Here is a 23,731-nt window from a genome sequence, read left to right as displayed (position 1 = left end):
CGCCGGGACACGGTCATTTCGCGTCGGCATAGCACTCCACCACCGCCGTGGTGAACGGGAACCGCACCGGTGTCTGCCCGAACGTCAGCCGTCCCGACAGCTCCGACGCCTCCCGGATGGCGGCCACCACCGCGTCCGCCTCCTCCGCCGGGCAGTGCACTATCACCTCGTCGTGCTGGAAGAAGACCAGCTCGGCGGCCATGCCGGCGAGGGTGCGGCGCAGCGCGGCGAGGAGGAGCAGGGTCCAGTCGGCGGCGCTGCCCTGGACGACGAAGTTCCGGGCGAAACGGCCGCGGGCGCGGGAGTTGGTGGAGGCGTACCCGGGCACCCACTCGGTCGTCTGCTCCCGGTCGCCGCCGTCGGCCCCGCCGTCGGGCCCGGCGTCGGCCTGGGGGATGCCCGCCTCCTCGCCGGCCGCTTCGGAGGCCCCGGCCGCCGGCGGGCACGTGCGGCCCAGCCAGGTCCGCACCAGCCGGCCCTCCTCGCCCGCGCGGGCCGCGTCGTCGACGTACTGCACGGCCCTGGGGAAGCGGCGGCGCAGCGCGGCGAGGTTCTTGAGGCCGTCCCCGGACGTCTGCCCGTACACGGCGCCGAGGACGGCGAGCTTGGCCTGGGCGCGGTCGCCGGCGAAGGCACGGTCGGAGACCGACTGGTAGAGGTCGCTCTCCCGTCCGGCGACCTCCATGAGCCCCGGGTCGCGGGAGATCGCGGCGAGGACGCGGGGTTCCATCTGGTCGGCGTCGGCGACGACGAGGCGCCAGCCGGGGTCGGCGACACAGGCGCGGCGGATCACCTTGGGGATCTGGAGCGCGCCCCCGCCGTTGGTGACCCACCGGCCGGTGACGGTGCCGTGGGCGAGGAACTCGGGCCGGAAGCGGCCGTCCCGGACCCAGTCCTGGAGCCAGGACCAGCCGTGGGCGACCCAGATGCGGTACAGCCGCTTGTACTCCAGGAGCGGCTTCACGGCGGGGTGGTCGAGGGACTCGATCTCCCAGCGGCGGGTGGAGCGGACCCGGATCCCCGCCTGCCCGAACGCCTTGACGACGTCGGCGGGCAGATCGGGCCGTACCCGGCGGCCGAACGCCTGGGACACCTCGTCGGCGAGCTCGGCCAGCCGGCGCGGCTCTCCGCCGCCCGCGTACCGCTCGCCGAGCATCTCGTGCAGGACCTGGCGGTGGACGTCCGCCCGCCAGGGCAGTCCGGCGCGGTTCATCTCGGCGGCGACGAGCATCCCGGCCGACTCGGCGGCGGTCAGCAGCCGCATCCGGTCCGGATGGGCGGTGGCGTCGTGCCGTCGCTGCTGGTCCGCGTAGACCTCGATGAGGTCGGCGAGGGGGACGTGGAGGGGGCGCGGCTCGAAGAGGGACGGCTGGGCGCCCGGTTCGGCGGCGCGCAGGGGCGGGTCCGGGGGGACCGGGGTGTGGCGGAGGCGGGCCAGGGCGGCGGCCGCCGAGCGGGGTTCGCCGAGGCGGCCCTCGTGGCCGAGGAGCAGGGTCTCGGCGTCCTCGATGTCATAGCACCGCTCCACGCGGACGCCGTCGGCCAGCAGCCGGGGGTAGATCTCGGCGGTGGCCCGCCAGACCCACCGCCCGACCTCCGGCTCCCGGCGCCGCACGGCCTGCGCGAGGTCCGGCTCCCGGGTCACCGGCCCGGCGGGCAGCCCGTCCGGTCCGAGGGGGGCGACTTCGGCGCCGCCGTCCTCGGTCGGAGCGAGAGCCCACCGGTCGGTCATGAGGGTGAGTGTCGCAGGGGGGTCTGACAGCGAGGCGCGGGAGAACCCGGGGGTGCGGGTTCGTCGGCGGGTGCGGGTGGTTCGTGGTTTCTCGCGCAGTTCGCCGCGCCCCTGAGAAGCGGCCGGGGCTGCGCCCCGTGCTTTTCGGCCGAAGGGCGGGCCGCAGGCCCATCCCTTCAGGGCGGTGGGGAACCGCGCGACCAGCCACCACCCCCCCGGAAACGGCCCCCTACTCCTGCCCGTCCGTCACCGCCCGCAGCGCTCGCGCCACGTCCTCCTCCGTCGCCGCCTTGGTGACGCCCAGACCGCTCAGTACTCCCTCGCCGTTCTCGAACTCCAGGAGGGCGAGCAGGATGTGCTCGGTGCCGACGTAGTTGTGGCCGAGCCGGAGCGCCTCTCGGAAGGTGAGTTCGAGGACCTTCTTGGCGTCGGAGCCGTACGGGATCAGCTCGGGCACCTCGTCCGCGGCCGGCGGCAGGACGGCCTCTGCCGCCTCCCGCACCGCCTCGGGCGAGACCCCCTGCGCGACGATCGCCTTGGCCGCGAGCCCCTCCGGCTCGGCGAGGAGCCCGAGGACGAGGTGGGCGGGCAGGCCCTCGGGGTTACCGGCGGCCTTGGCCTCGCTGTGCGCGGCCATGACCGTGTTGCGGGCCCGCGGCGTGTAGCGGGCGAACCCCGCGTTCGGGTCGAGGTCGGCCTCGGCCTTCGGCACGAACCGCTTCTGCGCCGCCTGCCGGGTCACCCCCATGCTCTTGCCGATCTCCGTCCAGGAGGCGCCGGAACGCCGTGCCTGGTCCACGAAGTGGCCGATCAGATGGTCGGCCACGTCACCGAGGTGGTCCGCGGCGATCACCGCGTCCTGGAGCTGGTCGAGCGGTTCCGGGTGCACCTTCTTGATGGCTTCGATGAGGTCGTCGAGACGCACGGAAGCCGTGACTCGTGGGTTCGTCGTCATGTGTCAACCTTAAGTTGACAGGAGGGGGGTGTCAACTCGAAGTTGACACCCCCTTCGTCGCCCGGCCTTCCTCGTCCGCCGTCCTAACGGGCGCCCGGCCCGATTCCCAGCGGCGCCCCGAGCATCCCCAACGCCCCCACCAGACCCGCCAGGTTGACCGAGGAGACCGCCGCCCCGAGAACAGCCCCCACCGCCATCGCGACCAGGGCCTCGCCCGCCACCACGACCCGGACCTGCCCCCGCGTGGCCCCCGCCAGCCGCAACGACCGCAGCTCGGCCCCCCGCGCCGACGTGGCCATCAGCAGCGTCCCGGCCAGCGAGATCCCCGCGTACACGAGGGCGATCCCCAGCACCACGAAGTGCCCGAGCCGGGTCCGGGTCCCGCTCTTCGGCCGGTTGGCCTCCAGCCACTCGCCGGCGGACCACACCCGCCCTCCGGTCCGAGACTCCCGCAGGGCTGCCCCGACCGCCGCCCGGTCCGCGCCGGCCCGGACCCGGATCTCGACCCGGTCCACCCCGGCGCCACCCGCGTTCGCGGCGGTGACGTAAGCCCCGTTGTCGCCGGTCCCGCGCGCGAGCACCGCCACGATCCGCAGTCGTACGGGACGCCCGTCGCCGAGCCGGACACGCAGCGACCGGCCCACCTCGGGGCGCTCCCACTCCTCGTTCACGACGATGGAACGGTCGTCGAGGTCCCGTACGTCGCCGGCGACCACCGGCAGCCGCGACACCGCCGCGAACGCCGCCACATCCGTCACCGCCCGCGCGTCGGACCGTACGAGGGCGGTGCCCTCCTCCGTCACGTACACGGCGGTGGAGGCCGACGCCGACACGGCCGACGCGCCCGGCACGGCCATCCCCCGCGCCCGGGCCGCCGCACCGGCTCCACCCGGCCCGTCCTGCCCGCTTCGTCTGCCCCAGCCGTCCAGCTCGCCCGCCGTGCCCGTCACCACGAAGTCCGCCCGCGTCCGGGACGCCGCCTCGGCCGCCTTCGCCCCGGCCACCGTCGCGGAGGCCCCCAGCAGCGAGCCCGCCAGCGCCACCGTCACCAGCACCGGTGCCGCGACCGCGGCGGTGCGCCGCACGGACGTGGCCGCGTTCTCGCGGACCAGCAGACCGACGGCGCCGGGCAGCGCCGCGCCCACCAGCCGCACGAGCGGGCGGACGAACAGCGGCGCGAGCGCCGAGACCGCGGTGATCAGCAGCATCGGCTGGGTGGTGTAGGTCTTCCGCTTCAGCAGCTCCGCCGGGTCCGTGCCCGCCTTCCAGACCAGCAGGCCCAGTCCGGCCGCCAGCAGGGCCCAGCCGATCACCCGGCGCGACCGCGGCAGCACGGCCGTGTCCACGGACGCCTCCCGCAACGCCTCCACGGGGCCGATCCGTCCGGCCCGCCGCGCGGCGACCCACGCCCCCGAGAACGCCACCGACACCCCCGTCCAGAAGGCGACGTGGTACGGCCACACGACCGACTCCGGCAGCGCGAGCCAGGTCGGCGCCACTCCGCCCGTCACCAGCTCCCGGATCAGCAGGGGCGCGCCCCACGTCCCCAGCGCGCACCCGGCCGCCGACGCCGTGACCCCCACCGCCAGCGCCTCGCCGAGCACCAGCCGACGCACCTGCCCCGGCGTCGCGCCCGCCATCCGCAGCAGCCCGAACTCCCGTCTGCGCAGCGCCACGACGAAGGCGAAGGTCGACGCCGTCACGAACACCGACACGAAGGCGGTGACCCCGGCGGCCGTGCCCAGCAGCGCGCTGACGGCGACCAGCGCCTCCGCGTCCCGCTCGTACGACGGGTCGACCCGCCGCCGGTCGTCCCCGGTCAGCACCCGGGCCCGATCACCGACGACGGCCCGTACGTCCGCGACGGGCGCGTCCACCCCGACGGCGTCCCGCGCCGCCGTGCCGTCCGTCCGCACCGGCCCCAGTTCCCGGAGGTCGGCGAGCAGTCCGTCGTACACAGGGTGTGGATACGCCAGCTTCTTCGACACCCGCGCGGTACCGGACCCCCGCCGCACCTCGACAGTGAGCGTGTCGACGCCCGCCACCACCACGGGGGAGGAGGCGAACCGCTCGGGCTCGCGCACGGGCGGATCCAGGGTCGCGGCGACCCCCAGCCCCATCACCGTCACCACCCCCACGCCCAGCGCCACGGCCACCAACGACCCCAGCAGCGCGGTCCACCGCGCCCGCAGTGACGCCGCACTCAGCACGACGGCCTCCCCACGATCCCGCGCGGCACCTCAGCCCCACCGGCCGACCCGGCGGATCCGCGCGCCCCGGCCGTCCCACCGGCCCCGGCACCCCGCTCCAGCCCCGCCATGTGCGCCGCGACCGTCTCCGCGGACGGTCCGGCCAGCTCCCCGCTCACCCGCCCGTCGACGAGGAACACCACCCGGTCCGCGCACGACGCCGCCACCGGATCGTGCGTGACCATGACCGTGGTCTGACCCTCCCGGTCCACCAGCTCGCGCAGCAGCCCGAGCACCTCACGGCTGGTCGTGGTGTCGAGCGCACCCGTCGGCTCGTCGCCGAACAGCACCGCGGGGCGGGTGATCAGCGCCCGCGCCAACGCCACCCGCTGCTGCTGCCCGCCGGACAGCTCGGCCGGGCGGTGCCCGGCCCGCTCACCGAGCCCCACCCGGTCGAGCGCCGCACGCACCGCGCCCCGCGACGGCCGCCGCCCGGCGAGCCGCAGCGGAAGGGCGACGTTCTGGGCGGCGGTCAGTGAGGGAAGCAGGTTGAAGGACTGGAAGACGAACCCGATCCGGTCCCGCCGCAACAGCGTCAGCCGCCGCTCGCCCAGCCCGCCCAGCTCGATCCCGTCGACCCGCACCGTCCCGCCCGACGGCCGGTCCAGTCCCGCCGCACACTGCAGCAACGTCGACTTCCCCGACCCGGAGGGCCCCATCACCGCCGTGAAGGTCCCCGCGGCGAAGTCCAGATCCACCCCGTCCAGGGCGACGACATCCCCGTACGCCCGCCGCAGCCCCCGCACCCGCACGGCCGCCGATTCCCCGGCACCCGGCGCCTTCGACGTGCCCGTTCTCGTTGTCCTGGTCATGCCCTCAAGCGAACCGTCAGCGGTCCGCCCGCACACGACCACTGGAGGGCGTCCCGGGGTAGGGCCGGCCCTACCCGCCGGCTCCGCCGTCGCCCCGCCCACGCCATGACACGATCGAACACGTGAGTACGACCAGCACGGTGGACCGCGCCTTCGAGGCGGCCCTCTACGCCGACACCGACGCCGCCCTCGACACCGGCGCCTCCCTGCTCGCCGCCGACCCGGCGACCGACGCGGAGGTGGCCCGGCGCGGCCGGGAGTTCGTCGCCGGCGCCTGGCGACGCGGCTGGCAGCCCGCCGACGTCGTACGCCTGGTCCGGCGCGAGCTGGAGGACGCCCACGTACGACTGGCCGCGCGCCTCGTCGTCGACGAGCACGAGCAGGGGCGGGAGGACGAGCCGCGGAGCGGACGGGCCGGGCAGCCGCCCGGCGGCGGACGACGGCAGCCCCCGAGCCCCCGCTGGGCCGCCCAGCTCGACGAGGCCAGAGTCCTCGCCGAATCCGGACCCGCCTCCGAGAGCGGGCCCGGCGGCGACCGCTTCTCCCGGGCCACCACCGCCCTGGAGCTGTACCGCCTGCTCCTGCGGCTGCCCACCCTCGAACCCCTGGACCGCCCCAGGGACACCGGTGCGCACCCGTCCCACCAGCCCGAGTCCCGGATGCTCACCCGTATCCGGGCCCTCCTCGCCAAGGCGGAGGCCACCGGCTTCCCCGAGGAGGCGGAGGCGCTCAGCGGGAAGGCGCAGGAGCTGATGGCGCGGCACAGCATCGACGAGGCGCTGCTGGCGGCCCGTACGCACGCGAAGGACGCGCCCGGCGCCTGCCGGATCGGGGTGGACCCCCCGTACGAGACCGCCAAGGCCGTACTCCTCGACGCGGTCGCCCGTGCGAACCGCTGCGAGGCCGTGTGGAACGAGGCCCTCGGCTTCTCCACGGTCGTCGGATTCGAGGCGGACCTGGAGTCGGTCGAGCTGCTCTACACCTCGCTCCTCGTCCAGGCCACCACCGCGATGACGAAGGCGGAGGCGGTCCAGCGCAAGGGCGGCCGCAAACGGACCAAGACCTTCCGGCAGTCGTTCCTGGCCGCCTACGCCCACCGGATAGGCGACCGGCTGGCGGCTGCCGCCGAGGCCCAGGTCGCACGGACCGAGGGCGACGGCACCCCGGAACAGGACCTGTTGCCTGTGCTCGCCGCCCGCGGCGTCGCGGTCCGCGACCGTTTCACCCGGATGTTCCCGGACACCGTCGCCACCCGGGTGAGAGGCGTCAGCGACGCCGTCGGCTGGCAGCAGGGCGCCGAGGCCGCCGACCGCGCCCAGGTCAGGGCCCGGCCCCGGCTGCCGTCATGAACGTGACAGGGCGACCCGCTGGGTGCCGGCTGCCGCTCAGTCACCCACCGGCGTGAACGGTCCCACCGACGCGTCCAGCGTGCCGCCAGGCTGGATCGCGATCTCGGCGTCCGGCCAGTCGTAGGTGTTGGCCTTCTTCTCGCCCGGGAGGCTGAAGCTCAGCTTCTCCACGTCGGCGCTCTTCTGCGCGTCACCGGCGATCCCGCGCACGTACGAGATGGTGAAGGTCACCGACTGGCCCTCGGCGAGGGTGAGTTCGGCGTCCTTGGCTGCGCCCTCCTGCGGTGCGAGCGGCCAGGACTTCCCGTCGGCGACCAGTTCGACGTGGGCGAGGCCCTTCACGGTGCAGGGGGCGCCGCTCTTGTTGGTGACGGTGACCGGCACGGCGCCCTCGTCGCCGGCGGCCGGCGCGGCACTGCTCGGCCCCACCTCGAATGCGGCCTTGGCGGCGACGCACGCGGATCCCTTCCCGCCGCTGGTGGCGGTGGCGGTGGCGGCGGTCTCGCCCCCGTCGTCGGTGTCGCCCCCGTCGTCCCCGCCGCAGGCGGTCAGTGTGAGAGCCGCGAGGAGCGCGGCGGCGAGGGCGGTCGGAGCGGTACGCATGGAGTTCCCGTGAGGTTCGTGGCTGTCGCAGCCGGTGCTGGTGTGAAGGTACGACGGGCCGTGGAACCCGGGGGTTCCACGGCCCGTACGTCACATGATCCGATGACTCGGAGCCGGACCCGTACGATCCCGCCGCCGGCGCAGGGGAGTTGATGCCGGGCGGGCGATCCGGGCCCGCCCGCGCCGCGTTCAGGATCCCGAGGCCGCCGTGGGCAGATCCGTCGGCAGCCCCGAGGGAAACACGCCCTCGGTCTTCCGGAAGGTCTCCTCGCCGACCTCGCCCTCCCACGTGACCGTGAGGGACCTGGAGTTCACGGAGTCGACCATGGCCGAGGTGCGGTCCTTGCTGCCGCTGGTGCACTTGAGCTCGATCATCTGCATGTTCGCCTCGTCGGAGACCTTGCCGCTGCACACCGTGCCGCCGACGACGAACAGCGCGGCCTCGTCGCCGTTCACGAACAGGGCGACCGGCTTGCTGCCCGTCGTGGCGAGCCAGTTGCCCTGGAGCTTCGCGTCGCCGCCGGTGGAGCCGCCGGAGTCGGTGCCGCCGTCGGCCGTGTCCGTCGCCGTCCCGCCGGTCTTCGGCTCCTTCGCCGCGGAGTGGCCGTCGTCGCTGCTGCACCCGGACAGCAGGAGCGCGGCCGCCAGCCCGGCGGCCGCGGCCCCGGCACGCAGGCCCCGGCGGGCCCTGGTCACGGTCCTTGCCGTCGTCGCCGTAGTCACTGAGGTCTCCCCAAGGTATGGCCGGATCCGGTCGCCGCGGCGACAGCGGCAAGCTACCAGGAGCCCCTCGGCGACAGTGCGCCGGGAACCGTCAGACCCTCGCGAATCCCTGATGACGACGCGGCCGTCCACCCCGGAACCCGGCGGCCCACCGCCTCACCCGGACCGACGGGAACACCCTGCCGCACAGCCGCACGTACCCGCCCCTCACCAGGACGACTTGCGCACCCCCGGCAGATACCCGGCGTGCGCCTGCTCCCGCAGGCTCACCCGGGACAGTCCGAACGCCCGGAAGTATCCGCGCGGCCTGCCGTCCACACTGTCCCGGTTGCGGACGCGAGTCGCGCTCGCGTCGCGCGGCTGCCGGGCCAACTCGCGCTGCGCCGCGATCCGTTCGGCGTCCGTGGAGGAAGGCCGCCGGATGACCTCCTTCAGTTCGGCGCGCCGCGCGGCGTACCGGGCGACGATCTCCTGCCGCTTGGCGTTCTTCGCGATCTTGCTCTTCTTCGCCATCAGACCCGCACCCCCCGCGCACGGATCCGCGCGACGGCCGCCTCCACGCCGATGACGTCCACGGTCTTGATCCCCTTCGTGCTCAGCCGGAGCCGTACGTACCGGTTCTCGCTCGGCAGCCAGTACCGCTTGGACTGGATGTTCGGGTCGAAGCGGCGGGACGTGCGCCGGTGGGAGTGCGAGATGCGGTTGCCGAAGCCGGGCTGGGCGCCGGTCAGCATGCAGTGGGCGGACAAGGGTGATGCACCTCTCTCTGCTGGCTGGTGTAAATGGAATTCATTTTCAGTAAGATACCAGCATGGCACGCAACGAACTGCGCCCGGTCATCAAGCTCCGGTCCACGGCCGGCACGGGCTACACGTACGTCACTCGCAAGAACCGCCGGAACGACCCGGACCGGCTGACGCTGCGCAAGTACGACCCGATGGCGGGCCGTCACGTCGACTTCCGAGAGGAGCGCTGACCACGATGAAGAAGGACATCCACCCCTCGTACGGGCCCGTCGTCTTCCGGGACCGCGCCGCGAACCACGCCTTCCTCACCCGCTCGACGATGACGAGCGAGAAGACGATCGAGTGGGAGGACGGCCACACGTACCCGGTGGTCGACGTCGAGATCTCGAACGTCAGCCACCCCTTCTACACGGGCACCGCGCGCGTGCTGGACACGGCGGGTCGCGTGGAGAAGTTCGAGAAGCGATACGGGAAGAAGCGGGGCTGACCGACGTGACCCAGCTGTCTGTCGCGATCGTCGGCGGGCTCCACGCCGACGCCCGGCGGGCCGCCGTCGAGGCGCTGCTCGCCGGGGTCCCGGGCAGCGTCGCGCTGCACCACGACCTGTCCACCGCCGTCGACGGCACCGTCCTGCGGACGGTCCGGGACGCTGCGGGGCTCGTCTCCACCGGCGAGACTCCGCTCGTCAACGACTGCGCCTGCTGCGCGCTGCGCGAGGACCTCGTCCCCGAACTGGAGCGCCTCGCCGAGGCGGGCCTCACCCGCCTCGCGGTGGTCGAACTGTGGGACTCGGTCGAGCCCAAGGCCATGGCCGAGGTCGTCGCGGCGAGCGGGCTGCGGCTGACCTCGGTGATCACAGCGGTCGATCCCGCCCTCCTGCTGCCCTGTCTCGGCAACGGCGACGACCTCGCCGAGGCCGGCCTGGCCGCCGCCCCGACCGACGAACGCACCGTCGCCGACACCTTCGCCCGCCAGCTGGAGTACGCCCCCGTCCTCGCCGTACTCGACTCCGAGGAGGCGGACGACGAGGACCGCGCACTCCTGGCCCAACTCCACCCGACGGCCCGGCGGGTGCTCATCGGGGAACGGGACGGAGTCTTCGAAGGAGCCGCAGGCCCTGAGAGGGGTGCGGGGAACTGCGCGACCAGCCAGGACGCACCGGCACCCGGCGGCTCCCGGCGCGCCCCACGGTGCTCCCCGGCCCTGCTCGCGGCAGCGTTCGCAGGCTTCGACGTCGAGGCCGCCGCCGCGGCCCAGCACCCCGCCTGCGCCCTGCTTCCCACCGACGCCGACGAGCACGGCGTCACCACCCTCGTCTGGCGCCGCCACCGCCCCTTCCATCCGGAGCGGCTGTACAACGCCCTGGAGGACCTCTGCTGCGCGGCCGCCCGCAGCCGTGGCAGGTTCTGGCTGGCCGAGCGCCCGGACACCCTGCTGCACTGGGACGCCGCGGGCGGCGCCCTGTGCGTGGAGTCGGCCGGCCCCTGGCTCGCCTCTCTGCCGGATGCGGCCTGGGACATGGTGCCCCCGGTCCGCCGCGCCGCTGCCGCGCTCGACTGGCACCCGGAGCACGGCGACCGCTGCCAGCACCTGGTCTTCACCTCGCCGGGCCTGGACCGCGACGGACTCGAACGGCTGCTGGAGTCCTGCCTGCTCACCGATGCCGAGTACGCCGCTGGGCGCGAAGCCTGGGAACGGCTGCCGCGCCCCTTCGACACCTTCCTGGAGGTCTGACCCATGGCCCGCAAGCCCGAGCGGAAGCCCGCCAAGTCCCGCCCCAATCCGCTGGACCAGGCCGGGATCACCTACATCGACTACAAGGACACCGACCTGCTGCGCCGGTTCATCTCCGACCGCGGCAAGATCCGCAGCCGCCGGGTCACCCGTGTCACCGCCCAGCAGCAGCGACAGCTGGCCCGCGCGATCAAGAACGCCCGAGAGATGGCGCTGCTGCCGTACTCCTCACGGTGAGCGCATCCCGCTGACCACCCCCCACCCGGCCCCCGGCGAGGACCCCACCACCTCGCCGGGGGCCGCTCTTTTTGCGCCAATCCGCGTGATCGGTAATCCTGCCGTCGTCCTGCCCCGTGAACCTCCGGGAGCCGCGCCACGTACGGAGAAGTGAAGACGTGACGTGCGACAGGGAACAGGAACGCCCCGGGACACGTCTCTCAAGTGCCCCCGGTGTGCTGTAACCGTGGCACGACCTCACGTGCACGTGCATCTGACCGTGCATGCGCGAATGCATCCGCTCATGCAGTGGCACGTGAACGAAGCTATGATCCGGGGCAGTTGCCTACTGCAACACTGTCCACACCAGTGCCAATGCGCATCGAGCGCACCACTGCACCACCCCGGGGAGCGACCTGTGGACCACGACGTGTACGGCGTGGATGACGTGTACAACGGCATGGCCGCGACGGAGCTGGCCGAGCTCCATGCGGTGGCCTGGCAGAAGAGCCGGCACAGCAACTCGCAGGGGAACTGCGTGGAGTTCGCGCGGCTGCCCGGCGGCGACGTGGCGGTGCGCAACTCCCGGTTCCCGGACGGGCCCGCGCTCGTCTACACCCGCGCCGAGATCGAGGCGATGCTGTTGGGTGTGAAGGACGGCGAGTTCGACCACCTGGTCCGGTAACGCCTGCTCACGGGCGGTCTGTCGGCGATGTGACACGCGTAGAACCGCGACGTGGAAGCGCGCCGCGGTTCTTAGTGGTCCGGGGCGGCGCCATCTGTCTGAGGCACGCGGAACAGCGCCCACACCACCTTGCCGTGGAGCGTGCCGGCCAGCGGGTGCCAGCCCCAGCTGTCCGCGAAGGAGTCGACCAGGAACAGTCCGCGCCCCGACTCCGCCGAGAAGTCGTCCGAGTCGCGTGCGACGGGGCTGTCGTGGCTGGGGTCACGTACGGCGCACACCAGCCGCTCCGTCCAGCGCATCAGATGCAGACGTACGGGAGGGTCCTGGCCGAGGGGGTGTCCTTCGGCCGAGGGCAGGCCGTGTCGCAGGGCGTTGGTGACGAGTTCCGAGACCACGAGACAGATGTCGTCGAACCGCTCGCCCATGTGCCACTGGTCGAGGGTGCCCCGCGTGAACCGCCGGGCCTCGCGCACCGCTTCGTAGCGCGGCGGAAGCGCGCAGGAGGCGGCGCTGGACACGGTCGCGGGATCGAGGGGCGGAAGTCCCTGCCGTAAGGGTTCGAGCATGGTCGATCCATTCGTCCCCATGCGAGGCACTCCCGGGTGTTCGCGGTCGTAGCGATGCAGCGGTGGCGCGGGACCATGGTTTCCGATGCGTACGGCAGATGCAAGGGCAGATGCACGTGCACGCGTCCGAAATGGACCCCGCGATGCCGGTTCCTGGATATTTCTTCTGTCACCTTCTTCCCCGATACCCGGCGTCGACTGGCGACTTACCGGCCGTTTCCGGTGACCTCCACCAAGTCTCCACGTCCTCTTCGGTCGTCCGTCGAGTCGTGGGTGCTCCGGCCGCTCGTAGCCCCACCCGTCCCAGGAGTTGAAGACTTTCCATTTCTGTAACCGGACGAGTGCGGATCGGAGTGGTTTAGTGGCAGACTGCGGCCCTTGAAGAAGTTGGGGAGGCTGGACGAACGTGGGCGCCGGTGAATCGAGCGGGTCGGTGGTGAGGCGGATGCTGCTGGGCTCGCATCTCAGGCGGCTGCGCGAGTCGCAGGGGATCACCCGGGAGAAGGCCGGGTACTCGATCCGTGCCTCCGAGTCGAAGATCAGCCGCATGGAGCTCGGCCGGGTGAGCTTCAAGACCCGTGACGTGGAGGACCTGTTGACCCTCTACGGCGTCACCGACGAGGCCGAGCGCACCTCCCTGCTCTCCCTCGCCAAGGAGGCGAACGTCGCCGGCTGGTGGCACAGCTACTCGGACGTCCTGCCCAGCTGGTTCCCCACCTACGTCGGGCTGGAAGCCGCCGCCCACCTCATCCGCTCCTACGAAGTGCAGTTCGTCCACGGCCTGTTGCAGACCGAGGCCTACGCCCACGCGGTCGTCGCCCGCGGGATGAAGGACGCGAGCGACGCCGAGATCGACAAGCGGGTGGCCGTCCGCATGGAACGCCAGAAGTACCTGGTCTCCGAGCGGGCCCCCGAGTTCCACGTCGTCCTCGACGAGGCCGCGCTGCGCCGCCCCTACGGCGACCGTGAGGTGATGCGCGGTCAGCTCCAGCACCTCATCGAGATCTCCGAGCGCCCGAACGTATGCCTCCAGGTCATGCCGTTCAGCTTCGGCGGCCACTCCGGCGAGAGCGGCGCCTTCACCGTCCTCAGCTTCCCCGAGACCGACCTCTCGGACGTCGTCTACCTCGAACAGCTCACCAGCGCCCTGTACCTGGACAAGCGGGAGGACGTCGCCCAGTACGAGCGGGCGATGAAACAGCTCCAGAACGACAGCCCGTCGCCGGCGGAGAGCCGCGACCTGCTGCGGGGGCTGCTCCAGCTGTCCTGAGGCCGGTGGGTCCCCCGTGAGTCTGCGGGATCCACTCTCAACTCCTTGTGCACAGACGTACGATGACGCGTGATCACATCGTCGTGCGCTGTTGTGCGTACGGGTGTCCGCCCCGGCCGCAAGGGATTGAGGGATCACATGTCGTCCTACTTCACCGATCTGGCTCAGCAGTACATCGGTGGTGAGTGGCGCCCGGGCACAGGTTTCTGGGACATCATCGACTTCAACCCGTACGACGGCGAAAAACTCGCGTCGGTCACGATTGCCACGGTCGACGAGGTGGACGAGGCCTACCGGGCCGCGCGGGCCGCCCAACGGGAGTGGGCCGAGGCCAGCGCCTACGCCCGTCGCGCCGTGTTCGAGAAGGCCCTGCGGGTCGTCGAGGAGCGCGAGCAGGACATCGCCGAGGTGATCACCGCCGAGCTCGGCGGGACGCGCCTCACCGCGGGCTTCGAGCTGCATCTCGCCAAGGAGTTCCTGCGCGAATCGATTCAGCTGGCGCTGCGTCCGGAGGGCAGGATCATTCCCTCACCGGTCGACGGCAAGGAGAACCGCCTCTACCGCGTGCCGGTCGGCGTGGTGGGTGTGATCAGCCCCTTCAACTTCCCGTTCCTGCTCTCCCTCAAGTCGGTCGCCCCGGCGCTCGCCCTCGGCAACGGCGTGGTGCTGAAGCCGCACCAGGACACCCCGGTCACCGGCGGCACCCTGGTGGCGAAGATCTTCGAGGAGGCGGGCCTGCCGGCCGGGCTGCTGAACGTGGTCGTCACCGATATCGCCGAGATTGGCGACGCCTTCATCGAGCACCCGATCCCCAAGGTCATCTCCTTCACCGGCTCCGACAAGGTCGGCCGCCATGTCGCCACCGTCGCCGCCTCGCACTTCAAGCGCGTGGTCCTCGAACTGGGCGGCAACAGCGCCCTGGTGGTCCTGGACGACGCGGACGTCGACTACGCGGTCGACGCGGCGGTCTTCTCGCGCTATGTGCACCAGGGCCAGGTCTGCATGGCGGCGAACCGCGTCCTGGTGGACCGTTCGGTCCAGGCCGAGTTCACCGAGAAGTTCGTGGCGAAGGTGAAGTCGCTGAAGACCGGCGACCCGCGCGACCCCGGCACGGTCATCGGCCCGGTCATCAACTCCTCGCAGGCCGACTCCCTGGCCTCCGTCGTCGACCAGGCGATCGCCCAGGGCGCCACGGCGCTGGTCCGCGGCGCCACCACCGACAATCTGGTCGAACCGACCGTCCTCACCGACCTCCCCGCCGGCTCCCCCCTCCTCCAACAGGAGATCTTCGGCCCCATCGCCTTCCTCATCCCCTTCGACGGCGAGGAGGAGGCCGTCCGCATCGTCAACGACACCCCGTACGGCCTCAGCGGCGCCGTTCACACCGGGGACGTCGAGCGGGGCGTGCGCTTCGCCCAGCGGATCGACACGGGGATGTTCCACGTCAACGACGGCACCGTCCACGACGAGCCGATCGTCCCCTTCGGCGGCGAGAAGCACTCCGGACTCGGCCGCCTGGGCGGTGAGACCACGGTGGAGGCCTTCACCACCCAGAAGTGGATCTCGATCCAGCACGGACGCAGCCGCTTCCCGTTCTGACGCGGTCCGGCTGATCGTTCATCGGCTTTTCCTGCCGATCCTGCCCTTGCGGACCGAAGCTGTCCGCAAGGGCCCGTAGCTTCGTAGGTGTCAGAGGGGCTCACCGGAGCCCGGACCCGACGAAAGGCGGCCGGTCATGGTCACGCACGTACAGGCTGAGGCCAAGGGCGACGAGCGAGGGGCGCTGCTGGCCTTCCTGGCGGAACAGCGCGGCGGTCTGCGGCGCGCGCTGCTCGGACTGACCGACGAACAGGCCGGCAGCAGGCCGAGCGCCAGCGAGCTGTCCCTCGCCGGACTGCTCAAGCACGTCGCCGAGGTGGAGCAGGGCTGGATCGCCCGGGCCAAGGGCGAGCCCGCGGCGGTGCACCGGGACGAGTCGAACTGGCACGAGTGCTTCACCCTCGTCGGCGACGAGACGGTCGAGCAGCAGCTCGCCTACTACGAGAAGGTGGCCGCCGAGACGGAGGCGTTCATCCGCGCGGTGCCCAGCCTGGACGACACCTTCGAGCTGCCGAAGACGCCCTGGCACCCGCAGGACGAGACGCTCTCGATGCGCTGGCTGTGTCTGCACCTGATCCGCGAGACGGCCCGGCACGCCGGACACGCCGACATCATCCGGGAGTCACTGGACGGCGCGACCGCGTTCGAGCTGGTGGCCAAGGAGCAGGGCGGCAGCTGGGGGTGACCCCGCGTGGTCCTACGCTGGGCCCATGTCAGCGATCCGTCTTCTCGTGCTGGGCGCGGTGCGCCAGCACGGGCGGGCCCATGGCTACCAGGTGCGCAACGACCTGGAGTACTGGGGCGCGCACGAGTGGTCCAACGCCAAGCCCGGCTCGATCTACCACGCCCTGAAGCAGATGGCGAAACAGGGACTGCTGCACGCGCACGAGATCGCTCCCTCCACCGCCGGCGGCCCGCCCCGAACCGAGTACGAGATCACGGAGAAGGGCACCGCGGAGTACCTCAGCCTGGTGCGCGAGTCCCTCCTCGCCCACGACCAGAAGCCGGACGTACTCTCCGCGGCGCTCGGCTTCATGGTCGACCTCGACCGCGAGGAGGTGCTCGGACTCCTGGAGGAGCGGGTGCGGACGATCCAGCAGTGGCGCGTCGCCGTCACCGACCACTACACACCCGAGGACGGCCCCGCCCAGCTCGGCCACATCGGCGAGATCATGAACTTCTGGGTCCACTCCGCCGACGCCGGCGCCGAGTGGACCCGAGGTCTCATCGAGCGCATCCGCGGTGGCGCCTACATCTTCGCGGGCGAGGGCGAACCCTTCGTCGGCGTGCTGGGCGAGGGCCAGGAGAACCCGTACGCGACGGGGGAGCGGCATCCGGAGGACATCCACTAATCAAGTTTGACCAATGCTCGGGCGCCGCCTTACTCTGGCCGTGTAGTCAAGCTTGACTAGTGAGGGAGTGGGGATCAGTGGCCGACACGGCGATCACCGTCGAAGGCGCACACAAGGCGTACGGCGGCAGGAAGGCACTGGACGGGCTCGACCTCACGGTCGCCTCCGGCACGGTGCAGGCAGTGCTCGGGCCCAACGGCGCGGGCAAGACGACCCTGGTCCGCATCCTGGCCACGCTGCTGCGCCCCGACGCGGGCCGCATCCGGGTGGCCGGGCACGACGTGGTGGCACGCGCGCGCGAGGTGCGCTTCCGCATCGGCCTGCTCGGCCAGCACGCGGCGCTCGACGAGGAACTCGGCGGCCGGCAGAACCTGGAGATGTTCGGCCGCCTCCACCACCTGGGCGCCCGCCCAGCGCGCGTACGCGCCGACGAACTCCTGGAACGCTTCGCGCTCACCGGCGCCGGCCGCAAGCCGGTCAAGCAGTACAGCGGCGGTATGCGGCGCCGCCTCGACCTCGCCGCGTCCCTGATCGCCGAACCGGAGGTGCTCTTCCTCGACGAACCGACCACCGGCCTCGACCCGCGCGGCCGGGCCGAGGTGTGGGACTCCGTCCGTTCCCTCGTCGGCGGCGGGACGACGGTCCTGCTCACCACCCAGTACCTGGAGGAGGCCGACCAGCTCGCCGACCGCATCTCGGTCGTGGACGGCGGCCGTGTCGTCGCCGACGGCACGGCCGACGAGCTGAAACGCCTGACCGGCGGCGACCGCATCGACGTCGTCCTGCGCGACGCCGGCCAACTCGGCGCCGCCGTGGCCCTGTTGCCGGTCCCGCAGGGCGGCATCTCGGTGGACGCCGACCGCCGCCGCCTCAGCGCCCCGGTCACCGACCGCATGACGGCCCTGGCCGGCGTCCTACGGGCCCTGGAGGACGCCGGGATCGAGGCCGAGGACATCGCCCTGCGCCGGCCGACGCTGGACGAGGTGTTCCTGCACCTCACCGGGGACGGCCGGACCGCGCACCACCGAGTGAAGGAGGCCGTGTGACCACGTACGCGCTCACCGATTCCTGGACCATGACCCGCCGTGAACTCGCCCACTGGGCGCGGCGGCCGGTCCAGGCCCTGGTCGCCCTGGTGTTCCCCGTCATGATGCTGCTGATGTTCGGCTACCTCTTCGGCGGCGGCCGCGGTGTCGAGGGCGACTACATCCCCTACCTGGTCCCCGGCATGCTCGCGCTGACCATGGCGTTCGGGCTCGAAGGGACCATGATCGCCGTCACTCAGGACCTCAACAAGGGCGTCATCGACCGCTTCCGGTCCATGCCGATGGCGAGCGGCGCGGTACTCGTGGGCCGCGCGACCGCCGACATGCTCCAGTCCGCGCTGAACCTCGCCGTGATGCTCGGCGTCGGATACGCGCTCGGCTGGCGCGCGCACGGTGGCGCCGGGGCCTTCCTCGCGGCCGTGGGACTGCTGCTGCTTTTCCGCTTCGCCATGCTGTGGATCGGCATCCACCTCGCGATGGTCGCCGGGAAGCCGGAGATGGTGCAGGCCGTGCAGATCCTGGTCTGGCCCGTCGGCTTCCTCTCCAACGCCTTCGCCACCCCGGAGACCATGCCGTCGTGGCTGGGCACCGTCGTCGAGTGGAACCCGCTCTCGGCGACCGCCACGGCGGTCCGCGACCTGTTCGGCAACGACGCGGGCGTCACCGCCACGTCCTGGGCCGCCGGCCACGCCGGCCTCCTCGCCGTGGCCTGGTCCCTGGCCCTGACCGCCGTCTTCTGCACCCTGGCGGTACGGCGGTTCGCACGCCTGAGCGAATAGCCCGGGGCCGGAACCGGAACCGGCGACCCCCCGCGGCCCAGGCGTGATCCGAACGACCGGCCCTAGTGGTGGAAGCCGGTCGCGGCGGCCTTGTCGCGGGTGAACGGGTGCGGCTGCTTGCGCAGTTCGGGCAGCAGCCGCCCCAGATCCTCCACGAACATCTCGGCGAGATCGGAGGAGAACCCGTTGCGGCACACCACCCGCAGCACGGACAGGTCCTGCCGGTTCTCCGGGAAGGTGTACGCGGGCACCAGCCAGCCCCGCTCGCTCAGCCGCCGCGCCACGTCGAACACGTCGTACGCCGTGACGTCGTCGGTGGTGGTGAAGGCGAACACCGGCAACTCGTCGCCCCGGGTGAGCAGCCGGAAGTCACCGAGGGCGGCCACCTGTTCGGCGAGCCCGGTGGCGACGTCCCGGGTGGACTGCTGCACCGCCCGGAACCCCTCACGGCCCAGCCGCAGGAAGGTGTAGTACTGCGCGACGACCTGGGCGCCCGGCCGGGAGAAGTTCAGCGCGAAGGTCGGCATGTCGCCGCCCAGGTAGTTCACCCGGAACACCAGCTCCTCGGGCAGCTCGGCGGGCGACCGCCACAGCGCCCAGCCCACCCCGGGATACACCAGCCCGTACTTGTGCCCGGACGTGTTGATCGAGGCCACCCTCGGCAGCCGGAAGTCCCACACCAGGTCCTCGTCGAGGAACGGCGCGACCATCGCGCCTGACGCCCCGTCGACATGCACGGGCACGTCAAGGCCCGTGCGCTCCTGCAGCTCGTCGAGCGCCGAGCACAGCTCCGCGATCGGCTCGTAGGACCCGTCGAAGGTCGACCCGAGGATGCCCACCACCCCGATGGTGTTCTCGTCGCACAGCGCGGCGGCCGCGGCCGGATCGAGATGGAACCGTTCGCCCTCCATGGGCACCTGCCGGGCCTCCACCTCCCAGAAGTTGCAGAACTTCTCCCAGCAGACCTGCACATTGACGCCCATGACCAGATTGGGCCGCGCGTCCGCCGAGGGGTACCGGTCGGCGTTGCGCTGCGCCCACCGCCGTTTGAGCGCCATCCCGGCGAGCATGCACGCCTCGCTGGATCCGGTGGTCGAGCAGCCGACGGCCGTGGCCGGGTCCGGCGCGTGCCACAGATCGGCGAGCATCGCCACACAGCGCCGCTCCAACTCGGCCGTGCGCGGGTACTCGTCCTTGTCGATCATGTTCTTGTCCCGGCACTCACCCATCAGGACGCCGGCCTGCGGCTCCATCCAGGTGGTGACGAAGGTGGCCAGGTTCAGCCGCGCGTTGCCGTCCAGCATGAGCTCGTCGTGGACCAGCTGATACGCCGTGGAGGGTGTCAGCGGGCCGTCCGGCAGCCGGTGTCTGGGCGGGGCCTCGGCCATACCTGCGACCGGGTCGGCCGCGCCGTAGAAGGGGTTCATGGCGATCCGCCGCCGGTCGCCGTCGTCCCGCCGGGCGTCCGGGGCCGTGGGGTCCCATCGGTGCAGTGGCATGTCTTCGACGGTAGGTCCGGTACGGGGGGCTTGCACCTCACGCGACGTGAGGACCCAGTCTGGACGGCGTACCCGGAAGGGAGGAGGGGAGCATGAGCCACACCGTGGGACAGGTCTCGGGATTCGCCGGGATCACGGTGCGCACGCTGCACCACTACGACGAGATCGGCCTGCTCGTACCGAGTGCACGCACCCATGCGGGGCACCGCCGTTACAGTGACGCCGACCTCGACCGGCTCCAGCAGATCCTGTTCTACCGGGAGCTCGGCTTCCCCATCGACGAGGTCGCGGCCCTGCTCGACGACCCGGACGCGGACCCGCGGGCCCACCTGCGCCGCCAGCACGAGCTGCTGACCGCCCGGATCGAGAGGCTCCAGAAGATGGCCGCGGCCGTGGAGCACGCCATGGAGGCACGGAAGATGGGAATCAACCTCACGCCGGAGGAGAGGTTCGAGGTCTTCGGGGACTTCGATCCGGACCAGTACGAGGACGAGGTCGAGGAGCGCTGGGGCGGCACCGACGCCTACCGCCAGTCGCAGCGCCGGACGGCCTCGTACACCAAGGAGGACTGGAAGCGCGCCACCGAGGAGTTCGACGCGATCCACCGCCGTATGGCCGATCTGATGGCCGAGGGCGTCCCGGCCGATTCCGAGGCGGCCATGGACACGGCCGAGGAGCACCGCCGCTTCATCTCGGGCACCTACTACGACTGCTCGCACGAGATGCACACCGGCCTGGGCGAGATGTACGTCGCCGACCCCCGCTTCACCGCGACGTACGAGAAGATCCGGCCGGGGCTCGCCGCCTACCTGCGGGACGCGATCGTGGCCAACGCCGCCCGTCCGCGCCCCTGACCACACAGATTGGTCCCAGGGCGGGCGCGGGGGCACCCTGGACGAGCGAGTGGAACCCAGGGGGGTGACCATGCGTTGATAGCTTTGGTCACCCCCCTATGGGTCCCCACCCACAGGTCCATCTTGTCTCTCATCCCCCAGGAGCCCGGAACCGTGACGACGATCGCCCTCGGACCGAGCTGGCTGGACCCCGATTACCTGCTCGACTCGTTCGGCATCTGGGGCCTGCTCGTGATCGTGTTCGCCGAGTCGGGCCTCCTCATCGGCTTCTTCCTGCCGGGTGACTCGCTGCTGTTCACCGCCGGCATGCTGATCACCGCCAAGACGCTGGACTTCCCGCTGTGGCTGGCCATCGTGCTGATCTGCGCCGCGGCCGTCCTGGGCGACCAGGCAGGGTACATGTTCGGCAAGAAGGTGGGCCCCGCCCTCTTCAAACGGCCGGACTCCCGCCTGTTCAAGCAGGAGAACGTCACCAAGGCCCACGAGTTCTTCGAGAAGCACGGCCCGAAGTCCCTGATCCTGGCCCGCTTCGTGCCGATCGTGCGCACCTTCACGCCGATCATCGCCGGCGTCAGCGGCATGAAGTACCGCACGTTCCTCATCTTCAACGTCGTCGGCGGCATCCTGTGGGGAGCGGGCGTCACCCTCCTCGGCTCCTGGCTCGGCCAGATCGACTTCGTCCGCAAGAACATCGAGGCGATGCTGATCCTCATCGTCCTCGTCTCGGTGCTTCCGATCATCATCGAGCTGCTGAAGGCCCGTAAGGCGAAGAAGAACCGGACCGAACAGCCCCCGGCCGCCCCGGTCATGGACGACGCGACGACCCAGCTCCGCCGTGTCCCCTCCGCCGACCAGAACCAGTCCCACCCCCAGCAGGCCCCGCACCAGCAGCAGTACGACCGGAACCAGGGCTACGACAGCCAGGGTTACCAAGGGCAGCAGGGCCACCAGGGCTATCCGAACCAGGATTACGGCAACGGCGGCCACCAGGACTACGGCTACCAGCAGCCTCCACAGCAGCCGTACGCCCCGCAGTACCCCCAGGGCAACCAGTACCCCCATGACCAGAACCAGGGCTACCAGGGCCAGAACTACCCGCAGTACTGACGCACTCCACTCCGGCACCGGCGCCCCCGCACCTCGGGGGCGCCGGTGTTCTCGCGCCCTGCCCCGAGCCGCCGGGCGCTCAGAATCCCCTGGTCCTCTTCGCGGCCTTGCGGCCCGCCCGTGCCGCCCCCGGCAGGAACAGCCGGAACAGCTCCGACCCCAGGTTCACGCCGATGGCGATCGCCATGGCCAGCGCCGCCGCCTTGGTCAGGGACACGAGCCCCGCGTCCACGTCGTTCTGCGCGAACGCCAGCAGCCCGAAGTACGTCGCCGAGCCGGGCAGCAACGGTCCGATCGCCGCCGTCGTGTAGGGGAGTGCCGACGCGAACCGGTACCGGGACAGCAACTGCCCGAACAGCCCCACGACCCCCGCGGCCACCGCCGTGGACGCGACCGGCGAGATGCCGCCCGCGTAGTGCATCGCCCCGTACACCGACCAGGCCACGCCCCCGTTGAGGGTCACCGCCAGCACGGTGGATCGTTCCTGCTGGAGCAGGACCGCGAAGGTCAGCGACAGCAGCATCGACGCGACGAGCTGCACCACGGGCCGCTCGGCGGTGCTCAGCTCCGCGTCCGGGTTCAGCTGGGCCCCCAGGCTCACCCCGAAGTACAGGACGAGCAGCACGCCCACCACGATGCCCACGAAGAGGTACATGACCTCCAGCAGCCGGGCGGAGGCGGTGATGTAGAAACCGGTCAGCCCGTCCTGGACGCCCGCGACGAGCGCCCGCCCGGGCAGCAGGGCGAAGAGCCCACCGGTGATGACGGCGGCGGCCTCCACGTCCACGTGGGCCACGGTCAGCGTCACCCCGATCGCGGCCGGGGGCATCGCCGCCACCAGGAACTGGTAGAACTCCGGCAGCCCTCGCCCCGAGCACACCCACGCCAGCCGGTCGCCCAGCATGGCCCCCAGCGCGGCTGCCACGAACACGACGACGCCACCGCCGACCAGCGTGGACGCGGCGCCCGCCAGCAGCCCGCTGGAGGCCGTCAGCACCCAGCCGGGGTAAGGGTGCCGGTTGCGTCGTATCTCCGCGAGCCGCCGGTACGCCTCCTCCAGCGAGATCACGTTCTCCGGGTCGCTGAGATCGTCCACCAGCCGGAAGACGGCCGCGAGCCGCGTGTAGTCGGTGGCCCGACGCCGTACGATCCGCGAGGCGGTGACCGGGTCGTCCACGAGTGAGGGCTGATGGGTCACCGACAGCTGGGTGAAGGTCACCGTCGGCTCGCAGCGGTCCAGCCCGTAGGACCGGCAGACCGCGAACATCGCCGCCTCCACGTCCTCCGCGCCCTCACCGCCCGCGAGCAGCAGCTCCCCGATACGCAGCGTCAGGTCGAGCACCCGCGGCACGGCGGGCCCCGACTCGCCCTCCGCCCGCACCGGCTCCGGCGCGGGCCGCTCCGCCACCGGCATCCGCAGCATCGTCCGCATCCGGTCCTGCCACGGCGCGTCCTTGGTCAGGCTGACCGCCGGTATTCCGGTGGCCGGTGTGAACGCGGGCGGCGCGTGCTTCGCCCGGTACGTCCGCGGCGTGCTGAACGCCGACCCCTCCTGCTCCCCGGCCACCGGCTCGGGCGGCGTGAGCCCCCGCGGGAGGGCGAACTCCGAGGTCGTCTGCGACTCCGGCTCCACGGCGGCCGGCGGCACGTCCAGCCCGGCGGGAATCGCGAACTCGGACGTCACCGACGACTCGCCGTCGATCGCCGGAACCGGACCCGCCTGCCCCGCCGCTCTCACGGCGGCAAAGGTGCTGCCCACCTCGTCCGACACCGGCTTGCGGTCCTCGCGTCCCGTCACTCCCACTCCGCGGCGCTCCCTGTACGACAGCTCCCGTACGCCTCAGTATGCGCGGCG

25 protein-coding genes are annotated in these 23,731 nt (G+C 71.9%); 14 read left to right on the top strand and 11 right to left on the bottom strand.

Annotated features, from left to right (window positions below):
• Positions 1–13 precede the first annotated feature (13 nt).
• From ACZ43N_RS15260 to ACZ43N_RS15245, 4 genes are all read right to left on the bottom strand, one after another.
• Positions 14–1,732: a bifunctional 3'-5' exonuclease/DNA polymerase gene (locus ACZ43N_RS15260; RefSeq protein ID WP_468097821.1), complete on the bottom strand. Its 1,719-nt coding sequence runs from the start codon at positions 1,730–1,732 to the stop codon at positions 14–16.
• 229 nt (positions 1,733–1,961) lie between these two features.
• On the bottom strand, positions 1,962–2,687 hold the full coding sequence (locus ACZ43N_RS15255; RefSeq protein ID WP_468097820.1) for a Clp protease N-terminal domain-containing protein: 726 nt from the start codon (positions 2,685–2,687) through the stop codon (positions 1,962–1,964).
• 83 nt (positions 2,688–2,770) lie between these two features.
• A complete protein-coding gene (locus ACZ43N_RS15250) occupies positions 2,771–4,897 on the bottom strand; it encodes an ABC transporter permease (protein ID WP_468097819.1) in 2,127 nt (708 codons plus the stop codon).
• Entirely contained in the window at positions 4,891–5,748 is an 858-nt protein-coding gene (locus ACZ43N_RS15245; RefSeq protein WP_468097817.1) for an ABC transporter ATP-binding protein, read from the bottom strand. The genes ACZ43N_RS15250 and ACZ43N_RS15245 overlap by 7 nt, the downstream gene beginning before the upstream one ends.
• A gap of 122 nt (positions 5,749–5,870) precedes the next feature.
• Between ACZ43N_RS15245 and ACZ43N_RS15240 the strand changes: the two genes are divergently transcribed.
• Positions 5,871–7,097 carry a DUF2786 domain-containing protein gene (locus ACZ43N_RS15240; protein WP_468097816.1) on the top strand — a complete coding sequence of 409 codons (1,227 nt, stop codon included), beginning with the start codon at positions 5,871–5,873 and terminating at the stop codon, positions 7,095–7,097.
• Between the two features lie 36 nt (positions 7,098–7,133).
• Here ACZ43N_RS15240 and ACZ43N_RS15235 read toward each other — a convergent pair whose 3' ends face one another.
• The 4 genes from ACZ43N_RS15235 to rpmB all read right to left on the bottom strand — a co-directional run bounded on the left by ACZ43N_RS15235 (position 7,134) and on the right by rpmB (position 9,172).
• Complete coding sequence (locus ACZ43N_RS15235) at positions 7,134–7,700, bottom strand: DUF4232 domain-containing protein (protein WP_468097814.1); 567 nt, start codon at positions 7,698–7,700, stop codon at positions 7,134–7,136.
• A 189-nt stretch (positions 7,701–7,889) separates the two neighbouring features.
• On the bottom strand, positions 7,890–8,423 hold the full coding sequence (locus tag ACZ43N_RS15230) for a hypothetical protein (protein ID WP_468097812.1): 534 nt from the start codon (positions 8,421–8,423) through the stop codon (positions 7,890–7,892).
• A gap of 207 nt (positions 8,424–8,630) precedes the next feature.
• Positions 8,631–8,936, bottom strand: a complete 306-nt coding sequence (gene rpsN / locus ACZ43N_RS15225) for a 30S ribosomal protein S14 (protein ID WP_468097810.1) — start codon at positions 8,934–8,936, stop codon at positions 8,631–8,633.
• A complete protein-coding gene (rpmB, locus tag ACZ43N_RS15220; RefSeq protein WP_468097808.1) occupies positions 8,936–9,172 on the bottom strand; it encodes a 50S ribosomal protein L28 in 237 nt (78 codons plus the stop codon). Before rpmB ends, rpsN begins: the two co-directional genes overlap by 1 nt.
• A 62-nt stretch (positions 9,173–9,234) precedes the next feature.
• On the opposite strand from rpmB, the gene rpmG reads away from it, so the two are divergent.
• The 5 genes from rpmG to ACZ43N_RS15195 all read left to right on the top strand — a co-directional run bounded on the left by rpmG (position 9,235) and on the right by ACZ43N_RS15195 (position 11,804).
• Positions 9,235–9,399 (top strand): 50S ribosomal protein L33, encoded by a 165-nt coding sequence (gene rpmG / locus ACZ43N_RS15215; RefSeq protein WP_052836384.1) that lies wholly within the window; start codon positions 9,235–9,237, stop codon positions 9,397–9,399.
• A 5-nt stretch (positions 9,400–9,404) separates the two neighbouring features.
• Positions 9,405–9,656: a type B 50S ribosomal protein L31 gene (locus ACZ43N_RS15210; protein ID WP_055520974.1), complete on the top strand. Its 252-nt coding sequence runs from the start codon at positions 9,405–9,407 to the stop codon at positions 9,654–9,656.
• A gap of 5 nt (positions 9,657–9,661) precedes the next feature.
• A complete protein-coding gene (locus ACZ43N_RS15205) occupies positions 9,662–10,903 on the top strand; it encodes a CobW family GTP-binding protein (RefSeq protein WP_468097806.1) in 1,242 nt (413 codons plus the stop codon).
• Between the two features lie 3 nt (positions 10,904–10,906).
• Entirely contained in the window at positions 10,907–11,140 is a 234-nt protein-coding gene (rpsR, locus tag ACZ43N_RS15200; protein WP_468080284.1) for a 30S ribosomal protein S18, read from the top strand.
• 397 nt (positions 11,141–11,537) lie between these two features.
• Entirely contained in the window at positions 11,538–11,804 is a 267-nt protein-coding gene (locus tag ACZ43N_RS15195) for a DUF397 domain-containing protein (RefSeq protein WP_468097804.1), read from the top strand.
• Positions 11,805–11,875: 71 nt separating this feature from the next.
• Here ACZ43N_RS15195 and ACZ43N_RS15190 read toward each other — a convergent pair whose 3' ends face one another.
• Positions 11,876–12,370, bottom strand: coding sequence for an ATP-binding protein (locus ACZ43N_RS15190; RefSeq protein ID WP_468097803.1), 495 nt, complete (start codon positions 12,368–12,370; stop codon positions 11,876–11,878).
• Between the two features lie 445 nt (positions 12,371–12,815).
• Between ACZ43N_RS15190 and ACZ43N_RS15185 the strand changes: the two genes are divergently transcribed.
• From ACZ43N_RS15185 to ACZ43N_RS15160, 6 genes are all read left to right on the top strand, one after another.
• Complete coding sequence (locus ACZ43N_RS15185) at positions 12,816–13,640, top strand: helix-turn-helix domain-containing protein (RefSeq protein ID WP_468097802.1); 825 nt, start codon at positions 12,816–12,818, stop codon at positions 13,638–13,640.
• A 138-nt stretch (positions 13,641–13,778) separates the two neighbouring features.
• Positions 13,779–15,239: an aldehyde dehydrogenase family protein gene (locus tag ACZ43N_RS15180; protein ID WP_468097800.1), complete on the top strand. Its 1,461-nt coding sequence runs from the start codon at positions 13,779–13,781 to the stop codon at positions 15,237–15,239.
• A 136-nt stretch (positions 15,240–15,375) separates the two neighbouring features.
• On the top strand, positions 15,376–15,924 hold the full coding sequence (locus ACZ43N_RS15175; RefSeq protein WP_468097799.1) for a DinB family protein: 549 nt from the start codon (positions 15,376–15,378) through the stop codon (positions 15,922–15,924).
• A gap of 25 nt (positions 15,925–15,949) precedes the next feature.
• Positions 15,950–16,591, top strand: coding sequence for a PadR family transcriptional regulator (locus ACZ43N_RS15170; RefSeq protein WP_468097797.1), 642 nt, complete (start codon positions 15,950–15,952; stop codon positions 16,589–16,591).
• A gap of 77 nt (positions 16,592–16,668) precedes the next feature.
• Positions 16,669–17,637 (top strand): ATP-binding cassette domain-containing protein, encoded by a 969-nt coding sequence (locus ACZ43N_RS15165; RefSeq protein ID WP_468097795.1) that lies wholly within the window; start codon positions 16,669–16,671, stop codon positions 17,635–17,637.
• Positions 17,634–18,416: an ABC transporter permease gene (locus ACZ43N_RS15160; protein WP_468097793.1), complete on the top strand. Its 783-nt coding sequence runs from the start codon at positions 17,634–17,636 to the stop codon at positions 18,414–18,416. Before ACZ43N_RS15165 ends, ACZ43N_RS15160 begins: the two co-directional genes overlap by 4 nt.
• Before the next feature lie 62 nt (positions 18,417–18,478).
• Here the strand turns inward: ACZ43N_RS15160 and ACZ43N_RS15155 are convergent, their stop codons facing one another.
• Positions 18,479–19,915 (bottom strand): glutamate decarboxylase, encoded by a 1,437-nt coding sequence (locus ACZ43N_RS15155; RefSeq protein ID WP_468097791.1) that lies wholly within the window; start codon positions 19,913–19,915, stop codon positions 18,479–18,481.
• Positions 19,916–20,007: 92 nt separating this feature from the next.
• Between ACZ43N_RS15155 and ACZ43N_RS15150 the strand changes: the two genes are divergently transcribed.
• Both ACZ43N_RS15150 and ACZ43N_RS15145 read left to right on the top strand, forming a co-directional pair.
• A complete protein-coding gene (locus ACZ43N_RS15150) occupies positions 20,008–20,769 on the top strand; it encodes a MerR family transcriptional regulator (RefSeq protein WP_468097789.1) in 762 nt (253 codons plus the stop codon).
• A gap of 153 nt (positions 20,770–20,922) precedes the next feature.
• Positions 20,923–21,876, top strand: coding sequence for a DedA family protein (locus tag ACZ43N_RS15145; RefSeq protein WP_468097788.1), 954 nt, complete (start codon positions 20,923–20,925; stop codon positions 21,874–21,876).
• Between the two features lie 79 nt (positions 21,877–21,955).
• On the opposite strand, the gene ACZ43N_RS15140 is transcribed toward ACZ43N_RS15145, so the two are convergent.
• Positions 21,956–23,674: a threonine/serine exporter family protein gene (locus ACZ43N_RS15140; RefSeq protein ID WP_468097786.1), complete on the bottom strand. Its 1,719-nt coding sequence runs from the start codon at positions 23,672–23,674 to the stop codon at positions 21,956–21,958.
• Positions 23,675–23,731 lie beyond the last annotated feature (57 nt).

The sequence above is a fragment of the Streptomyces sp. NPDC030814 genome (assembly GCF_055572155.1).
Note: the sequence above shows the minus strand (reverse complement) of the source record. Positions and strands in the feature narration are given on the sequence as shown.